The sequence below is a fragment of the Bacillus sp. UNC438CL73TsuS30 genome (assembly GCF_000482325.1).
In the GTDB taxonomy this organism is placed as follows: domain Bacteria; phylum Bacillota; class Bacilli; order Bacillales; family Cytobacillaceae; genus Neobacillus.
In genome coordinates this window covers 37,571-55,112 of the sequence record NZ_AXVA01000014.1, presented here as the reverse complement: position 1 = coordinate 55,112, position 17,542 = coordinate 37,571, and the positions used below count along the sequence as shown (strand labels likewise).

15 protein-coding genes are annotated in these 17,542 nt (G+C 39.9%); 1 reads left to right on the top strand and 14 read right to left on the bottom strand.

The genetic code is table 11. The features are described 5' to 3' along the window. Positions 1-85 precede the first annotated feature (85 nt). The 12 genes from M028_RS33315 to garR all read right to left on the bottom strand — a co-directional run bounded on the left by M028_RS33315 (position 86) and on the right by garR (position 13,929). Positions 86-1,453 carry an alkaline phosphatase family protein gene (locus tag M028_RS33315; RefSeq protein WP_197031389.1) on the bottom strand — a complete coding sequence of 456 codons (1,368 nt, stop codon included), beginning with the start codon at positions 1,451-1,453 and terminating at the stop codon, positions 86-88. A 12-nt stretch (positions 1,454-1,465) separates the two neighbouring features. Continuing rightward, positions 1,466-2,839: a YncE family protein gene (locus tag M028_RS33310; protein WP_197031388.1), complete on the bottom strand. Its 1,374-nt coding sequence runs from the start codon at positions 2,837-2,839 to the stop codon at positions 1,466-1,468. 210 nt (positions 2,840-3,049) lie between these two features. Then, a complete protein-coding gene (locus M028_RS29610) occupies positions 3,050-4,984 on the bottom strand; it encodes a PhoX family protein (RefSeq protein WP_035423940.1) in 1,935 nt (644 codons plus the stop codon). 350 nt (positions 4,985-5,334) lie between these two features. Then, entirely contained in the window at positions 5,335-5,565 is a 231-nt protein-coding gene (locus tag M028_RS0107875; RefSeq protein WP_026573428.1) for a hypothetical protein, read from the bottom strand. A 123-nt stretch (positions 5,566-5,688) separates the two neighbouring features. Next, a complete protein-coding gene (locus M028_RS29605) occupies positions 5,689-6,759 on the bottom strand; it encodes a sulfate/molybdate ABC transporter ATP-binding protein (protein WP_051590962.1) in 1,071 nt (356 codons plus the stop codon). Positions 6,760-6,793: 34 nt separating this feature from the next. Continuing rightward, positions 6,794-7,642, bottom strand: a complete 849-nt coding sequence (cysW, locus tag M028_RS0107865) for a sulfate ABC transporter permease subunit CysW (RefSeq protein WP_081810685.1) — start codon at positions 7,640-7,642, stop codon at positions 6,794-6,796. Between the two features lie 15 nt (positions 7,643-7,657). Then, entirely contained in the window at positions 7,658-8,494 is an 837-nt protein-coding gene (gene cysT / locus M028_RS0107860) for a sulfate ABC transporter permease subunit CysT (protein WP_026573426.1), read from the bottom strand. 14 nt (positions 8,495-8,508) lie between these two features. Further along, complete coding sequence (locus tag M028_RS0107855) at positions 8,509-9,546, bottom strand: sulfate ABC transporter substrate-binding protein (RefSeq protein ID WP_026573425.1); 1,038 nt, start codon at positions 9,544-9,546, stop codon at positions 8,509-8,511. 138 nt (positions 9,547-9,684) lie between these two features. Next, positions 9,685-9,879: a YezD family protein gene (locus tag M028_RS0107850; protein WP_155925527.1), complete on the bottom strand. Its 195-nt coding sequence runs from the start codon at positions 9,877-9,879 to the stop codon at positions 9,685-9,687. A 336-nt stretch (positions 9,880-10,215) separates the two neighbouring features. Continuing rightward, positions 10,216-11,538 carry a gluconate:H+ symporter gene (locus tag M028_RS0107845; RefSeq protein ID WP_026573423.1) on the bottom strand — a complete coding sequence of 441 codons (1,323 nt, stop codon included), beginning with the start codon at positions 11,536-11,538 and terminating at the stop codon, positions 10,216-10,218. Positions 11,539-11,610: 72 nt separating this feature from the next. Continuing rightward, positions 11,611-13,032, bottom strand: a complete 1,422-nt coding sequence (locus tag M028_RS0107840) for a four-carbon acid sugar kinase family protein (RefSeq protein WP_026573422.1) — start codon at positions 13,030-13,032, stop codon at positions 11,611-11,613. A gap of 3 nt (positions 13,033-13,035) precedes the next feature. After that, positions 13,036-13,929, bottom strand: a complete 894-nt coding sequence (garR, locus tag M028_RS0107835) for a 2-hydroxy-3-oxopropionate reductase (RefSeq protein ID WP_026573421.1) — start codon at positions 13,927-13,929, stop codon at positions 13,036-13,038. Positions 13,930-14,156: 227 nt separating this feature from the next. Between garR and M028_RS0107830 the strand changes: the two genes are divergently transcribed. Further along, complete coding sequence (locus M028_RS0107830) at positions 14,157-14,786, top strand: GntR family transcriptional regulator (protein WP_442852777.1); 630 nt, start codon at positions 14,157-14,159, stop codon at positions 14,784-14,786. A 51-nt stretch (positions 14,787-14,837) separates the two neighbouring features. Here M028_RS0107830 and M028_RS0107825 read toward each other — a convergent pair whose 3' ends face one another. Together M028_RS0107825 and M028_RS0107820 are read right to left on the bottom strand one after the other, a co-directional pair. After that, positions 14,838-15,719, bottom strand: coding sequence for a fumarylacetoacetate hydrolase family protein (locus tag M028_RS0107825; protein WP_026573419.1), 882 nt, complete (start codon positions 15,717-15,719; stop codon positions 14,838-14,840). 125 nt (positions 15,720-15,844) lie between these two features. Further along, positions 15,845-17,446: an FMN-binding glutamate synthase family protein gene (locus M028_RS0107820; RefSeq protein WP_026573418.1), complete on the bottom strand. Its 1,602-nt coding sequence runs from the start codon at positions 17,444-17,446 to the stop codon at positions 15,845-15,847. Positions 17,447-17,542 lie beyond the last annotated feature (96 nt).

The following is a 17,542-nucleotide window of genomic DNA, read 5'->3' as shown; positions in this document are numbered from 1 at the left end:
ACTACCATATTTTTAAAATACAAATTATAACAATAGCTACCCGATTGAGCAGCTATTGTTAGATTCGGTTATATATCACTCCACATTAGTCATTATCAGCAGGTGATGGTGCAAAGCTTTCAGGCTGTTCTGCCACTTCATCCGGTGTGTGAACCTTTTTCTCACCAGGATATGGTTTATCAAATCCTTCTGTCGCGTACCAAACGGAATGGTTCAACATGTTTGCATTCACATCATCCGGTGATGCATGACGTCCAGTTAATTTCTTCTTGTTCTTATTGGACCATTCTGTCCATTTTTTCGAAAGTTCCTTTGCCTCCGGTGTCACCTTATCTGTATTAGCAAGTGCTGCTGTATTAGAATTTGGCGAACCATTTAAGGTATCAAGCGGAATTTGATTTGCTTCGAAATTGTACGGTGTAAAGTCAGGCTTATTGGTAAAAATCTCACTCATCGGTTCTGCAGCCGCATCATTTTGGTTCATGGCAGGAAGTCCGAGAATCTGCTCTATGCTGCGGACCATATTGATGACTGTCCAGTAATGACTATCCGTAATGCCTTTTTTTACCCAAGGGCTGATCACATACGCCGGTTCACGATGGCCATCCACATGGTCCAAACCATTTTGCGCATCATCCTCTGTAACAAAGATGACGGAATCCTTCCAGTATTTACTGTGGGAAATTAAGTCCACAATTTTTCCGACAGCTAAATCATTGTCCGCCACCATGGCTTGTGGTGTTGGAGAACCGGTTGCGTTACCTGACGTATGGTCATTGGTAATCCATAAAGTATTCAACGCTGGCAAATCATCATTTTTAACATGCTTTTCAAACTGCTGCTTAAAAATTTCAAAACGATACTGATCTGGAATATTCATATCAAAGGTTGGAAATGTTTTATGTGTAATCGGCCCAAGGGACGGTATATCATAAGTTGCTTGATAATTTCCAATTGGAACATGGAGATCACCTTGTTTTTTGCCGGCAAGAATTAATGAATCGTTATACCAATCTGTCCAGGTACCGAATGGTGCGGAACCAACAAAACTTATCGTATCTTCCCCGAAATTTTCTACGGATACGCCATGTTTAATGGCTTGGTCCCATAGATGTCCTGTAGGTGCATAGGCCATCGGATCGCCGGCACCACCTGGGTAGCTTCGAACATTTGCAGTATCGGTTTCTTTATCTTCATAATCGGTATTGGTTCCTTGCATGACCCATTGATGCCCACTGGCGGACTGGATACCGGAAACATAAAAATTATCTAAAAGCGGGTATGTTTCAGCTAATTTATGAAAGTTTGGAGTAACCGTTCTAGGAAATTGCGTTAAAGCTGGTTCGCCATTGCCCTTACCTAAATCACCAAGGACTTGGTCATAGGTACGGTTTTCTTTGATAATATAGAATACATGTTTAATAGTAGAAGGCTCACCTACACGTTCAGGCATGGCAACTGGTTTCTAGTTATGTCTCGGCTTTGCATTCAAGTCTTTCAAGCCAAACCAATTGTTATTTGCATATACCTGCTTGGTACCTTTAATAAGGTCTTGTTTTGTAGGGAAAGGAATCAATGAAAGTGAACCCATTTGTGCATAAGAAGAGTGTCCCGTTACTGTAATCCCTTGAATCGTTAAATCACGCGCTGGGCCGCGGGAACCGATTCCGTCTGCATTTGCAACTACAAGATTTTTATTTTCCTGATCAACTGCTAAATCTACCGGGAACCATGCAGTTGGCAATAACCCTTGCAGTTCCAGAGTTTTATCTGGTCCCTGCCAGTCATATACGGCAACCGCATTATCCCGGCCAAGGCTGACCATTAACTTGTTATCGATTACCTTGACTGCATTCGGTGCTGCTCCTTTTGCTGAATCCGGATATGGTTTAATATCAATAGTTTGGACAACTTTTTTTGATTTCGTATCAATAACAGAAACGGTGTCACTATTCGTATTGGTTACAAATATGTACTGACCTGACTGGGTCATACGCTCTGGCTGGACACCGACCTCAATGTTTTTTTCTACCGTATTTGTTGTAAGATCAATGACAGAGACAGTTCCTGTAGTAGTAGCACCGGTTTTCGGGTCAACGACCACTTTTGTTCCGGAGGAATCCACTGTCGTGTCGCTATTCTTTGCAATTCTACCACCCTGGTTGGTAACGTATGCCGTATTTCCATCTACTAAAACACTGGTTGGGGCATTTTCTACCGGAATTTTAGCAGTTAATGTTCCAGTTTGTGGATCTAAAACTCCAAGGCTGTTGTCCCGGTTTAGAGCTACTAATAACTGGCCTTGCGGTCCCACTGCTAGATCAAGTGGGTTGATATTTCCACCTACAGCCGGTTTTGGAAGATTATAAGTTTTTTTGATTGAAGGATTACCATTTTCATCAATGGACATAACGACAACTTTACCCGTACCACTCTTAGAACCGGTTGCATAAAGCTGGCTTCCGTCTTTGGAATAAGCTAGTCCCCACATAGTAGTTAGGCCAATGGAAAAATCTGTTGCGGCCATTTTCCCCGTTGCCAAATCTACAACATTGATACCTTTTCCACCGTAATTATTTCGACCAACGATTGTTACAGCCGTCTTCCCATTTGGATGAATCGCAACAGAAATTGGGTTCCCGCCAAATTCGATTTGTTTTCCCGCAGGTGTGATTAATTGGTTTACAGGGGTCTGAACGGAACCATCTGCTTGTTCTCCTACAAGGTTGCTTCCAAATGCCCCATCCTGTGCAGCATAGACACCGGCAGAACTAAGAAGGAAAGCTCCTAAGGTCAATCCAGCCAGAAGTCTTTTCTTTTTTCTAAACTTCTTTAACATCCTTTTCACTCCAATCTATTTTTTGTACAAAAATAGATTACTCTTATTTTGTTAATCTCTTATGTAGTTCAAGTAAATTACAAATAAAGAAATTTCATCCTTTTAAACTATTACGATCGGACTAGTTTAGGTCGCTTAAACGAATAAAAAACAGTAAAAAAAGAACCCGATGTCAAAAATCGAGTTCCTGAATGAATGATTGATTTAAAACTATTTTTTAAAAATACTTTTTACATCACTATTTTTTTGTAAAGCTTCCAATGAAGGGAGACCGGAAATATATCCTACTCCACCGGTACGATTAATCCCGATTTGTTCTTCCATCGCTTTTTCCAATTCCCCTTTATCTACGGCAGTAATCTTCTTGCTATCTATTTCATCACCTGGGTGTTGGAAATTGGACATGATATAAGAGAATCCATTCCGGTTATCCGCTGCAAACAAACCTGTTGATTCAGCCCCGGCAGGAACCGATAGAATTCTCGATAATTCTTTTGTATCAACATTATAAGCCCATACAAAGTTATTCGTATGCATGCCGCTATCCTCTCCGATAAATAAGGTTCTTAGTGCTTCGGAATAGCTTAAATTATCCGTATTAGCTACTGAATTTACATCTGCTGTATTCCCGTATGCATCCGCTGACGGCATATCTTTACCAACGATTAGACCAGACATCGAATTTGCGACATATTTACTATTAATCTTTTGCCCATCGCGATCCTGTTGGCCAGCTGTTAAATCTAATTGATAGGTAACACCCGATTTAATTTTTGGCAGTTGAATATCATCCGTTGGGTCAGCAGCATTGGCCAACATTCCATTGCTTTGGTCGGAGATTGCGATGTAAACTTTTTTATCCTTTTCGTTTAGTGTGACACCTTCCATTTTGTTAAATTCAGATGTCGCACCAAGCATTGCTGCATATCGGCGTGATTCTAAAAACGCAGCCGCTTTTTCCATTCCAGGCTTTAACTTTAGGTACTCAGTTTTGCCATAGGAGTATTGTTTAATCGCTTTGAAACCTTCTTTTGGTTCAGCAGATGTTTCGAAAATATCACTGAATTTAATGCCGCTATCGATAATAGCTTTTACTTCCTTGTCAGATGCATGACCTAACTTGATCCATTCCAAGTTCCCCGAACCGCCGTTTTCATTACCAGTTTGATGGAACTTTGCTGCATAAAGTGTTCCAGCAGAAAGATCTTTTGCTTTGTCAGCTACATACATAAACATCGTCGTATAAGAACCATCGTCACCAAAGAACGCTGTCCGTTGATCCGGCATCATTTTCATTAATTCATGAGAGAAACGGCCGATACTATAATGTTTTTTAACGGATGCAACCCCTTGTTTGTCGACTTTAATTTCGGGTACAAATCCATAGAAGTAAGGATTTGCTTTTGATTTGTCACCAAAATAAAGTTTTGCAAAGCTTTCCGTTTGAGTTCTTGCAGATGAGTTTGCATCCATTTCAAAATTCCGAGCATCAGGCTCATATTCTTCTGAACCTAAATGGGTATTCCAAGGTGATAGTGAACCGTTACATGGGATCCAAAGTCCATTTACGCTTGAAAAATCAATTTTCTTAACCTCTTTTGGTGTTAATTCCCCTGTTTTCTTATGTTGTTCAAGTGTTGATAGGGACATCGATGCAGGAACCACACCATATGCTGATTTACCTGCAGCATCAATGGTTTGATATTCATAATGGGTCACCATGTAAAGTTGTCCATTAATTGGTTTCAATAAACTATTGGAGTCGGGAGCATCTGATACATAGTATGTAGGTTTTCCTTCTACACTGGTATCGATGATTGGATTACCGTTTACATCAATTGGTGTTCCTGCCGGAATTAACTGCCCTTTATTTATTGCAACTTTATCTTCAGATTTAAAAAGCTTTTTATATGATAGTGGGAATTGCTTCACTTCACCATTGCTATACTTTACTTCAAGCGATGCGTTTGTATAGGTTTGAACCATCTGATCAATTGTCTTCGGTGCATCCATCCCATTAAAACGGACGGAGTCAATCGTCACATGCCCATTGCCAGCTGCAGCTGCAGGTGTTAAAGCTGGAATCGTCAGTGCGAATGCCAGTGCCAATGCTGCCCCTTTTTTACTAAAGCGTTTTTTCTTCATTCTTATTCCCCCTCGAAAAGCGATTATTTATATATTCATTAAATAAAATGAATGTAAAGGTAGCATTTTCGTTTTGTAAAGATTTGCTAACTAATTTTTAAGAGGGTGTAAATTTAAGAGTTGAGGGGGCATTATTAGGTTTATTGGTGACACTTTTGCCCTGGTTCCTTTTGAAGTTGTCGCCTAGACTACTTATTGGCGACATTTCGGTCCAAGTTCCATTTGATATTGTAGCCTAGACTACTTATTGGCGACAAAATGGCACCTTTTCATTTAGAAATCGCTGCCTATCAGGGTAAATTTTCCAAAAATGAAAAAGCTGCGAGACTCCATAGTCCCGCAGCATTTATCTATTTCTCGTTTTGTTCATTCAGTTCATCCAGCAACTGTTTTGTTCTTTTCGCATTTCCTTCGGCAAAATTTTCGAGGCGTTCTTTCAATTCTTCATCATCATGGACCCGCTCTGCTGCTATCAGATATGTACGCATTAGATCTTCTTCAACCTCAATCGAATGCTCAAGAACTTCTTCAAGTTTTTCCTTTTCTTCGCCCTTATCTCTATTAAATAAATTGGCACACATAGGGAAAACCTCCTTTACTGTTAGAGTTCTCCCTAAGTTACCAGGATATTCATATATCGTTATGGTATTTATCCATAGGGTAATGCCTTAAATAATGATTGCCAAATTGGGTTAGTAGTCTTTTTAGTAAATAGCCCGAAGTTGATTTTCAATGGGAAGACCCTCTTTTTTATTCCCAAACACTACTAGATTTTTAAACTCGGCGTAAACTGTCTCCCCTTTTTCCAATGGTCCGATTTCCCGGTATTTATCCGTATTCATTTCTACTTCAAAAAAATCCTCCGAAAAAACTCGCCTTAATTCAATCCGGACAATGGAACCGACGGTATGAATATGCCTAACTTCAGATGGAACGCTGCCTGACTTCGCCACCTTACTAAGCACAATTTCATGGGGCCTGATGTAACCTATAGTTTCCTCCGTTACATCTATTTGATTATTCATATTAACGAGGGCATCACCTTTAAATTCGTTCACTCTCCCCAAAAAGCTATAAACAAAGGCATTTACAGGATGATGATAGACATCTTCTGGTGAGCCTATTTGTTCGATTCTCCCGTTATTCATAACAACGACGGTGTCAGCCATTTCAAGGGCTTCTTCCTGATCATGCGTGACAAAAATGGTGGTAATGTTGAGTTTTTGATGGATTTCCCTTAACCAATGCCGAAGCTCGAGTCGAACTTTTGCATCCAATGCCCCAAACGGTTCATCCAGCAGAAGAACTTCCGGCTCGACAGCAAGAGATCTTGCTAACGCTATCCGTTGCTTTTGCCCTCCTGAAAGCTGGGATGGATACCGGTCAGCAAACTCTTCAAGCTTAACAAGTTTTAAGAGTTCAAAGACCTTTTCCTTTATTTTAATTTTGGACAAACGTAATTTTCTAGCTCTTACTTTTAGACCAAAGGCCACATTTTCAAAGATGTTCATATGTTCAAACAGAGCATAGTTTTGAAAAACAAACCCTACCTGACGTTCCTTTACGGTTTTATGTGTATAATCAACACCATTAAACAAAACATTTCCTGAATCGATATGCTCTAACCCGGCAATTAACCGAAGAAGAGTGGTTTTTCCTGAACCTGATGGCCCTAATAATGCAACAAAATCTCCAGTTTGCACTTCTAAATTCACATTATTAACTGCTGAAAAAGTACCAAATGATTTAGAAACAGCCTTTATGCTAATCCCCATTTTTTTCATCTCCCAATTATACAAAAACATATACTTACCTTTTGGTCTTCCACTCCACGATGCTCTTTAAGACAAGAGTTAACAAGGCAAGAAGTGCCAGTATAGATGCAACCGCAAAGGCAGCAGAAAAGTTATACTCGTTATACAAAATTTCAACCTGAAGCGGGATCGTATTTGTTTCTCCTCTAATATGGCCTGAAACGACGGAAACAGCTCCGAACTCCCCCATGGCCCGCGCATTACAAAGAATCACTCCGTAAAGCAATCCCCATTTTATATTTGGCAGGGTGACACGAAAAAACATCTGCCAACCGCTTGCTCCAAGCGTAATAGCTGCCTGCTCTTCTGATACTCCTTGTTCTTGCATGATTGGAATCAATTCTCGAACAACAAATGGGAATGTAACAAAGACAGTAGCGAGAACGATTCCAGTTGCACCAAAGATAATCTTGATATTGTTTGCTTCGAGGAAAGGGCCTAATAAGCCTCTAGAACCAAACAACAAGACAAAAACTAAGCCTGCAATCACAGGGGAAACGGCAAAGGGGATATCAATCAGCGTAATGAGGATATTTTTTCCCTTGAAATTGAATTTTGCAATCCCCCAAGCTGCAATCACACCGAAAACGGTATTAACCGGAACAGCAATTACAGCTGTGAGCAACGTTAACTTAATCGCAGCCAGTGCATCCGGCTCTATAAGGGATAAAAAGTATAACTGAATTCCTTTTTTCAATCCTTCAGAGAACACCGCCAGCAATGGCAGCAGGATAAATAAACCTAAAAAGATAAGGGCAATTCCGATTAGGAGCCATTTTCGTAATTGAGCTGCCCAATCAGCCTGTATTCTTTTTTCATGAACTACTAGTTCTTTAACCACCATTTATCATCATCACCTTTAGGTCAGTCGATGTTTTTTTGTTATTTTCCACTGCCAAAAATTAATTAAGAATAATAGAATAAACGAGCATACAAGCATGACACTGGCAATGGCCGCTGCGCCTGCATAGTTAAATTGCTCCAGTTTCGTAATAATCAGCAAGGGAACAATTTCCGTTTTCATCGGCATGTTACCGGAAATGAAAACAACCGATCCATATTCCCCTAATGCCCTTGCAAAGGCAAGGGCAAAACCCGTAAGGATGGCAGGGAAGATAGCAGGAAAGATTATTTTGAAAAAAATCTGTATAGGATTAGCACCAAGTGATACAGCTGCCTCCTCATATTGATGATCCAAATCCAGCAAAATCGGCTGGACAGATCGGACAACAAATGGCAATCCGATAAAAGTCAGTGCAATCATAATTCCAAGTGGGGTATAGGCAACCTTCATCCCAATCGCATCAAAATAATGTCCAATCCATCCATTTGGTGCGTAAATAGTTGTAAGAGCAATTCCCGCCACTGCAGTGGGTAAGGCAAATGGCAGGTCAACAGCTGCATCTATAATCCGATGACCAATAAATTCATATCGGACTAGTACCCAGGCAATCAGGGTTCCAAAGACGGCATTTATCAGGGCCGCGATAAAGGATGTATAGATGGTCAGTTTATAGGAAGCTACTACTCTCGCATCTGTTACAGTGTCCCAAAATTCCTGTATACTAAGTGTTGACGCCTTTAAAAAGAGAACCGCGAGTGGAATCAGGATGATTAAGCTTAAATAAATCAACGTATATCCCATCGAAAGACCAAACCCCGGCAAGACTTGTTTCTGTTTGAATTTCTTAGCCATGAACATGATCTCCTTTATGGTTTATAGATTTGATCAAAAACCCCGCCATCATCAAAATAGGTTTTTTGCGCCTTTTTCCAACCGCCAAAAAGATCATCAATAGTAAACAGGTTGATTTTCGGAAATTGGGCAGCATACTTTTCAGCAACTTTTTGTGATCGTGGTCGGTAATAATTTTTTGCGGCAATTTCCTGGCCTTCATCTGAATAGAGATAGTCTAAATAAGCCTGTGCCACTTTTTCAGTGCCGTGTTTTTTCGCTACTTTATCCACAACAGAGACAGGTGGTTCTGCTAAAATACTTACGGATGGATTAACGATTTCGAATTTATCCTTTCCTAGTTGATTAATAGCAAGATAGGCCTCATTTTCCCATGCAATTAACACATCACCGATTCCTTTTTCCACAAAGGTAGTGGTTGAACCTCTTGCACCTGAATCCAATACAGGTACGTTTTTATATAATTTTGCAACAAATTCCTTTGCCTTTACTGCGTCACCATTGTTTTGCTTTAAGGCATATCCCCATGCAGCTAGGAAATTCCACCTTGCCCCTCCAGAGGTTTTCGGATTAGGCGTAATGACCGAAACGCCTTTTTTCACCAAGTCATTCCAATCCTTTATCCCTTTCGGATTGCCTTTGCGGACAAGAAACACGATGGTGGAGGTATAAGGCGAACTATTGGAGTCTAATCGTTTTTGCCAGTCCGCTGAAATTTTTCCGCTATCCGCAATTGCATCGATATCATATGCTAGCGCTAATGTTACAACGTCTGCCTCAAGGCCATCGATAACAGACCGCGACTGCGCTCCAGAACCGCCATGAGACTGTTTAATGGTTACGTTTTGTCCTGTTTGTTTCTTCCAATGAGCTGCAAAGCTTTTATTGTATTGTTCATAAAGCTCTCGTGTCGGGTCATAGGATACATTTAATAGTTCAATGTCCTTTTTTGCACTTTTTCCATTGTTCTCTTTGGTTGCCGTTTGGTTGGAGCACCCGACAGTCCCTATAAGAAGAAGGAATGTTAATAAAGCAATCCATGTTTTTTTCATGTTCATTTTCTCTCCCTTTAGGCTAAAAATGCCAATATGTTTTTTTACGGGCTTTCTCTAAATAAAAAAGCCCCATTAGTTACGTACATTATCACGTAAAACTAAAGGGCCTTCGGGCGTCCGATCGGCATCATTTAATTAATTACCTACTTGCTTACCTGTTATAATCTGAGAGCTTTTTTTACTTTGCAGCTGAAACCGATATTTTTCTAATCGATCAATTTGGGTGATTTGCGAATCATGGACCGTTATTTGAATAGACCCAAACTCCAATCCTTCTAACAAGCTAACTATTTTTTCCATCACTTCCTGATTAAAACGCCCTTTTACCATCAAAACATCAATCCTCTCTTTAATTTGGCCAATCATAGCAATTCCCTTTTGAAGGTTAAAAAAAAGGGCACTTATCCGATGATGAGATAAGTGTCCTTCAGTTCGTCTGATCGGTCACAGTCTTTGTTTGATTTTAATTCCGATTAATCTTATATGATTACTTTTACATATCTTAATATGGATTTTTTGAAAAATCAATATCTTTTTTTAATTTTTTTTAAAATCAAATTTTTCTCCCTCAGTAAAATTTATGTAGACAGATCCTTAAAATAGAAAAAGGTAATCCCCTTAATATCCATTACGAATAGGGGGGATTACCTTTTTTAATCTGTTTAATTAGTGAATAATTGCATTAATGATTAAGACACCAGCCAAACCGACAAGAGAGGCAATCGTAACCATCACCGACCAGGTCTTGATTGTTTTACCGATGGAGAGGTTAAAGAATTCTTTGTAAATCCAGAAACCAGCATCATTCACATGGGAAAAAGTCATGCTGCCAGCGCCTGTGGCAAGTACCATGAGTTCAGGACTTACATGTGTTGCAGCGACAAGAGGTGCTGCAATCCCGGCCGCCGTCATACCTGCAACGGTTGCTGAACCTAATACAATACGTAAAATAGCTGCAATTAACCAAGCCAAAATTAACGGAGAAATCGTCGATCCTTCCATCATATGAGCAACATATTTATCTACATGGCTATCAATCAAAACTTGCTTAAAGGCACCGCCGCCGCCAATGATTAAGAGGATCATAGCAATACTGCTTACTGATTCTGTAATCGAATTCATGATTTCTGGCATTTTTTTACCGCGATTTAGACCAAAAGTAAAGATGGCAACAATAACTGCGATTAATAGAGCCACCCCTGGATTTCCTAAAAATTGTGCAGTTGGCACTAAAGATGAATTAGGCATTAGGATTTCTACAATGGCCTGGAACGCAATCAAAATGACTGGTATAAGAGCAGTAAACACACTAATACCAAAGCTAGGCATTTCTTCTTCTTTAAAATGTTTCGGGTTAAATAATCCCTTTGGAATTTCTACTTCTAAATCTTCTTTTTTAAATAGTTTTGTATATAATGGACCACTGATAATAACAGCAGGAATGGCAATGATAATTCCATATAATAAGGTTTTTCCTAAATTAGCATGATAGATTCCTGCAACTGCTGTTGGTCCTGGGTGTGGAGGAACGTAACCGTGCATCGTAATAAGTGCAGCAATGACCGGCATTCCGATATATAGAATTGGCACACCTGCTTCAGCAGCAATCGTAAATACTAACGGAATTAATACGACAACGCCGGTTTCAAAAAATAAAGCGATTCCAACAATGAACGCAGTAAGGACAGCAGCTAGTTGAACACGCTTTTTCCCAAATGTATGGATTAAGGTTGTTGCAATCCGCTGAGCTCCCCCGGAATCAGCCATTAATTTACCAAGCATTCCCCCGAATCCAATGACCAGTGCGAGACTTCCAAGTGTTCCCCCTAAACCGTTTGTGACAGATGTCATCGCTTGGATAGGAGACATGCCCTCCATAATTCCGACAAGCAACCCGACAATAATTAACGATATGAAAGCGTTTAACTTAAAGACGACCATTAATAATAGTAATAGTGCAACCCCTATACAAATATATACAATTGGCATTTTTTCTCCCTCTTTTCCCCTTTAGAAATTTGGAATACCAGTTAGAAACTAAATGGTATTCCTTAATGATGTTTACTTGCTTAAAATTTCAACCACTGTTTTTAAATCTTCTTTTGTACCGACGTTCCCAGGGAAGATGACATAGGACATTCCTGGATACTTACTTTCAGCCCCAGTTCTCCACACAGGGATTCCCGGTCTGATTTGCCCTGTTACGGTAGCCCGCTTAACTTGAAGACCTTTCGTTCCGACATCACTTGAAGTGATTCCGCCTTTGGCCACAAGGAAGTTGGGTCTTACCTGCAAACGAGTTACGATACTTGTGACTGCATCAGAAATGGCAACGGATAATTTTAACTCTTCCTCTTTTTTATCCTCACCAAGGTCTAGCCTTTCTCTTCTTGTATATACGGCAACTGTTTTTCCGGAGCAAATCAACGATTCAGTTGTCTCAATGACACGAATTACTTCCTTTTTAAATTCTTCTGGTTGTAAAACAAGATGACTATTAAACTCAATAAATTGAATATCACTTAGTTTTTTCAGTTCTTCAAGCTGTTCAGTTGTTTTCTTCACATGGGAACCGATAATAATTAATCCGCCATTCCCTGTATCCCCCTGTACTAATTCCTCTTTGGTAAGCAGCGGTTTATCGCTTACTCCACCCAAAACCTTTGGTAAAGCGGCTGCACTCCTAAAGAGAAAATTCTTCCCGGCATTCATGGCTTGTGCCAGTGCAATCGTAAAGATTTTTACATCAATTTCATCGACAGCATTGACAACGACTTTATTAAATCCGCTTACTTGGATAAGCTGTTCAGCAATTTCTCCAACTTTCATTGAACGCAATTGCTCAAGCGAAATATAAAGTGTGTTTTCCGCTAAAAATTCCCCATTCGATTTTTCTTCTATCCATTCACCTAGATTGGATTTGGTATAACCGAAGGTGCGATCTTTGGCAAATTCCGTTTCCCCAGCCGGTACAAGTTCTTCGCCATATTGAACATAATGGATATTATTGATGGTGAAGCGCCCACCCTCTTTAAAGAATGGTAGAATCACCTCTCCATCTATTTTCAATTCAGAAGCAGATTCAAGAGATTCCTTTAAAACCTTTGTTTCAAGTGGATAATGTCCTCTTAAGGTAGAATCTCCACGGCTGATGATGATAAATTCACGGTTTAATTTCTTTGCTACGGTTAAAATATTGTCTGCAATCTCACGATGAGCTTTTTCCGTCTCTTCTGCGGTAAAACCTCTCGAGTTAGTCAAAATAAAAAACATGGATTGTTCTTCATTAAAGCCTTGTTCAATACTATCAATAGACCAATCCGTAAAAACAGAGATATCGTGAACTGTTTGAACTCCGGTCGGATCATCATCTAAAACAATAATTTTTTTGTTTAAGTTTTTAAGGGCCTTTGCCAATAATTCATTTACAGCTTCTTTGTTGACCTGTGGGATTGTTTCAAGTATCTCGATTTTTTCCTTCATGATTTACGCCCTCTTTACTTCAACATTCGCAAGTTTTTCATAATAGCGGACAATGCTGCCATGGTCATCCTTGATTTTCCCATCGACCTTTAATGAATGGAAAATTTCTAACAACTGGCTGGATAATGGAAGTGGAACTCCGATTTCATGGGCGGTGTCCATTACATTAGAAATATCTTTAAGATTGATGGCAATGCTTCCGCCGGCAACAAAATTGCGGTCCAGAATCATTGGCACTTTTGCATCAAGTACGGCACTACCGGCAAGTCCGCCGCGAATGGCTTGATACATTTTTTCAATATCAATGCCAGCCTTTGCTGCTAAAACAAGTGCTTCAGACATGGCCGCGATGTTTAGGTTTACAATAATCTGATTGGCCAGTTTTGCGGTAACCCCACATCCATTATCCCCCACTAAAGTCAAGTCTTTCCCTACGCCATATAACACTGATTTAACGCTTTCAAAAACATCCTCTTTACCGCCAACCATAATTGCTAAGGTACCATCGATTGCTTTTGGTTCCCCACCGCTGACAGGTGCATCCAGCATGCCAACACCTTTTTTCGCCGCTTCTGCAGCAAGTTCACGAGAAACATCTGGCGTAATCGAACTCATATCAATGATGACGGATCCTTCTTTAGCGCCTTCTAAGATTCCGTTCTGACCTAGAACGACTTCTTGAACATGTTTAGAAGCAGGTAACATAGTAATAATGACATCACTTTGCTCAGCAACCTCTTTAGGAGAATGAGCTGCTGCAGCTCCAGCTTCTACTACCGTTTTTACTGCATCTTGATTTAAATCAAAAACAGTAAGTGTATGCCCCGCTTTAATTAGATTCAATGACATTGGTTTTCCCATGATTCCTAATCCAATAAAACCAACTCGACGTTCCATTTTTATTCCTTCTTTCTATTTATAAGCAATTGCCTTTCTTTTTGGATTACCCATTAAGGTGCAATCGCTTTCAGTTTTCGTTTACAAAACCAATTGTACACGAAATTATAATTTTTGTATACATTTTTATATTTTTTGTATACGAATTTATCAAACCTATGTAAGGGCTATATTTTTTTAAAATAAAATTTGATAAGATTATTAGGAGTTAGTGGAAGGATATCGAGGTGAAAAAAGTGGTTGGAAATGATCGATCTCGCCCTGCTTACCATCAATCCTATGAAATCATTCGGGACAAGATTTTAAATGGCGAATTACATGGCGGTACAAAAATTGTAGAAGAGAAAATCGCCTCAGAACTCGGCGTAAGCAGAACACCAATCAGAGAGTCGATTCGAAAATTGGAGCAGGAAGGGCTTATTGTCAATAAGAGGGTTGTTAAACCTACAGAAAAGGACTTACGGAACATGTTCCAAGTTCGAATTCTATTGGAAGGGTATTCAGCAAAATGCGCAGCTTTTTATTTAAAGGAAAACGAACTGCAGGCATTAAATGAATGTGTTGAAATTGGCAGGACCGGAACAGTTGAAGAAATCATGGAGGCGAATGCCCGCTTTCACGAAATTATTGTCGGAGCCAGCAATAATCCGGTCATGATTGATATTATTGACAGAATGCAATCAATTATTTACCTTTTCAGAAAGACTGTTGTATTTTATAACCGACCTCATTTAATCGACGAGCATGAACAACTTTATATCGCGATTAAAGAACGTGATGGGCAAAAAGCCGAGACCCTTATGAAAGAACATTTACAGGCAGACTTAGAATTCTGTTTGCACTTAATTGACCAATAGAATGAAGAAAAGCCTGCTCCCCGATTAAATGTTGGAGAGCAGGCTTTTTCATTATTGTAAAACGTTTTTTAATTCCCCTAAGGACTCAATGGAAACGACCATTTCATCACCGGATTTTAACCAGTTTTGTTTTTCCTCTGGATAGCCCAGGATGACACCATCAGGGGTCCCTGTAAAAATCAGATCTCCTGGCCTTAATGTCATATGCCGGGAAATATAACTTACCAATGTTGCGCAGTCAAAAATCATATCCTTTGTATTCGCTTTTTGGCGAACTTCTCCATTCACTCGGCATTCAATCGTTAAATAGTTGGGATTGATTTCATCACTTGTCACAATATATGGGCCAACAGGAGCGAACCCGTCCGAAGTTTTTCCAAGTAGCCATTGTCCAGTTTTGAATTGCCAATCTCTCGCAGAAACATCATTACCAGCCGTATAACCAAAGACATAGGACAATGCTTCTTCCTCTGAAACATTTTTGGCTGTTTTGCCGACTACAAGAACAAGCTCTGCCTCATAATCCATTTTTTCAACACCTTCTGGAATAATAACAGGCTGTTGGTGGGCCGCTAACGTATTATTGAATTTACTGAATAAAATCGGTGAGGTTGGAATATCCATATTAGACTCTTTGGCATGATTAATATAATTTAAGCCGACACAAATAATTTTTTCCGGATTCGTCACAACTGGTGCGTAGATTACAGCATCGTCTGAAATAAATAATTCATCATTTCTGTGTGATATTGACCGTTCTACTAAACTTGTAAGTTTAGCCAGCCCATCCTTAGAAAGAGAGATTACCTCCTGAAAGGTAACAGGAACGGACTGCTCGAAAGCTTTGGCTGCCTCTTTAATATCTAAAATGCCGAAATCTGTTTTTACCCCTAAACGAATCTCATCGTTTTTCTTAAATTGAAGCAGTTTCATCGTGCCACATCTCCTCTTAGCTTTTTGACTATTCAAATTATATATTGGTACATACTTTACTCAAAATCAACTTATAAAAAAATTTGCCCCCTTAGAAACTCATTTCTAAGGGGGCAAAACTCATTTTAACTTGCACCAATATGCTGCTCGATTTCATTAAGAATACTCTCAAGAGAAGTTACTACACCCTTTTCATCCTTGTAACTAATATGTCTAGGCTTAAAATGTACGGGTGAGTCAATACCGGCTGCGGCTGCAACTCGAAATAAACCCTTTCGTAATGTGACAAGATAGTTCACAACACGGTATTTCTTTTCATCGATTACAAGTGCCTTTTGCAGGTCGGGATCAGTTGTTGTGACCCCAACTGGACAAGTATTGGAATTACATTTTAAGGTCTGAATACATCCAACCGTTATCATAAAACCACGGGCAATATTCACTAAATCTGCTCCCATGGCCAGCGCAATCGCAATGCGGTCAGGGGTAAACAGTTTCCCTGATGCGATGATTTTCACCCGGTCGCGTACCCCATATTTATGAAGTGTGGAGACCAAAATGGGAAGAGCTGACTTTAGTGGTAATCCAACGCTATCAATCAGTTCCTGGTATGATGCTCCTGTTCCGCCTTCACCGCCATCCACTGTAATAAAGTCCGGGCCTTTTCCGGTTTCTTTCATATATCTTGCTAATTGTTCTACACTGTCATTCCCACCGACAACAATCTTCATTCCGACTGGTTTTCCTGTTGTATCGCGGATTTTTTCAATAAACTCACACATCGAAGGAACATCACTGAACTGATGGAAACGGTTCGGGCTATCTACCGATTTATACGGTTCAACCTTCCGAATTTCGGCAATTTCAGGGGTGACTTTTTCTCCGTCAATATGACCGCCCCGCGTTTTCGCTCCTTGGGCAAGTTTAAGTTCAAATGCTTTTACCTGCGGAATCTCACTCTTGCGCTTCAACTCATCCCAATCCACGCCCCCATCTTTATCACGTACTCCAAAAAGACCAGGACCAATCTGCATAATAATATCTACTCCGCCCTCTAAATGGTACGGGGATAAGCCGCCTTCACCTGTATTCATCCATGTCCCTTTTGCTAAGGCCAGGCCTTTAGAAAGGGCGGTAACTGCATTTTTCCCAAGAGCACCATAGCTCATCGCAGACATACCGATTAATCCCTTTAATACAAAAGGGTGCTTACAATTAGGACCTACCACTACGGCATCATCATCGTGCAATAAATAGGCAAGTGCCTCTTCGTCCTCCCATTTTTCCTTTCTTTGTGAAAAAAGCGGATCTCGCAATAATAGATACCTTTTGGTGTTCACCTTTGTTTCCCGATCCATTTTCTCTTCTTCCGCCAATTTTGGAAACATATCATTACGGACAAAAAGCCCTTCTTCCTCAAAATCACGTTTCGACCCAAAGGCGACAACATCCCGTTTGTACTTGGCACTTTTTACGATATGTTCATATTCATCCCTCGAAAAGGGCTTTCCTTCTGTATCGCTGTTGAACCAATATTGGCGAAACTCCGGACCGACTTTTTCTAAAAAATAGCGCATCCTTCCTAATACCGGGTAATTCCTTAAAATGGAATGCATCTTTTGATTTCGATCCAACACTAACAAATAGACAAGTAAAATCAATAGTCCAATAATAATAACAGCAAAAACGATAAATCCAATAATCGTGAAGATATCCGCGATATTCATCCAAATCCTCCTAGACATGAGTTGAATTCTTTATAATTTGCTCTGTATTGGAAAAATTTATGCTTTCCTTTATTTATGTATTTGACCTTTAAGGAC

Excerpts from the sequence above, each read along its gene's own strand:
- M028_RS33315 (WP_197031389.1), bottom strand. The coding sequence starts at position 1,453 with ATGCCTGAACGTGTAGGTGAGCCTTCTACTATTAAACATGTATTCTAT.
- M028_RS33310 (WP_197031388.1), bottom strand. The coding sequence starts at position 2,839 with ATGTTAAAGAAGTTTAGAAAAAAGAAAAGACTTCTGGCTGGATTGACC.
- M028_RS29610 (WP_035423940.1), bottom strand. The coding sequence starts at position 4,984 with ATGAAGAAAAAACGCTTTAGTAAAAAAGGGGCAGCATTGGCACTGGCA.
- M028_RS0107875 (WP_026573428.1), bottom strand. The coding sequence starts at position 5,565 with ATGTGTGCCAATTTATTTAATAGAGATAAGGGCGAAGAAAAGGAAAAA.
- M028_RS29605 (WP_051590962.1), bottom strand. The coding sequence starts at position 6,759 with ATGGGGATTAGCATAAAGGCTGTTTCTAAATCATTTGGTACTTTTTCA.
- cysW (WP_081810685.1), bottom strand. The coding sequence starts at position 7,642 with ATGGTGGTTAAAGAACTAGTAGTTCATGAAAAAAGAATACAGGCTGAT.
- cysT (WP_026573426.1), bottom strand. The coding sequence starts at position 8,494 with ATGGCTAAGAAATTCAAACAGAAACAAGTCTTGCCGGGGTTTGGTCTT.
- M028_RS0107855 (WP_026573425.1), bottom strand. The coding sequence starts at position 9,546 with ATGAAAAAAACATGGATTGCTTTATTAACATTCCTTCTTCTTATAGGG.
- M028_RS0107850 (WP_155925527.1), bottom strand. The coding sequence starts at position 9,879 with ATGGTAAAAGGGCGTTTTAATCAGGAAGTGATGGAAAAAATAGTTAGC.
- M028_RS0107845 (WP_026573423.1), bottom strand. The coding sequence starts at position 11,538 with ATGCCAATTGTATATATTTGTATAGGGGTTGCACTATTACTATTATTA.
- M028_RS0107840 (WP_026573422.1), bottom strand. The coding sequence starts at position 13,032 with ATGAAGGAAAAAATCGAGATACTTGAAACAATCCCACAGGTCAACAAA.
- garR (WP_026573421.1), bottom strand. The coding sequence starts at position 13,929 with ATGGAACGTCGAGTTGGTTTTATTGGATTAGGAATCATGGGAAAACCA.
- M028_RS0107825 (WP_026573419.1), bottom strand. The coding sequence starts at position 15,719 with ATGAAACTGCTTCAATTTAAGAAAAACGATGAGATTCGTTTAGGGGTA.
- M028_RS0107820 (WP_026573418.1), bottom strand. The coding sequence starts at position 17,446 with ATGAATATCGCGGATATCTTCACGATTATTGGATTTATCGTTTTTGCT.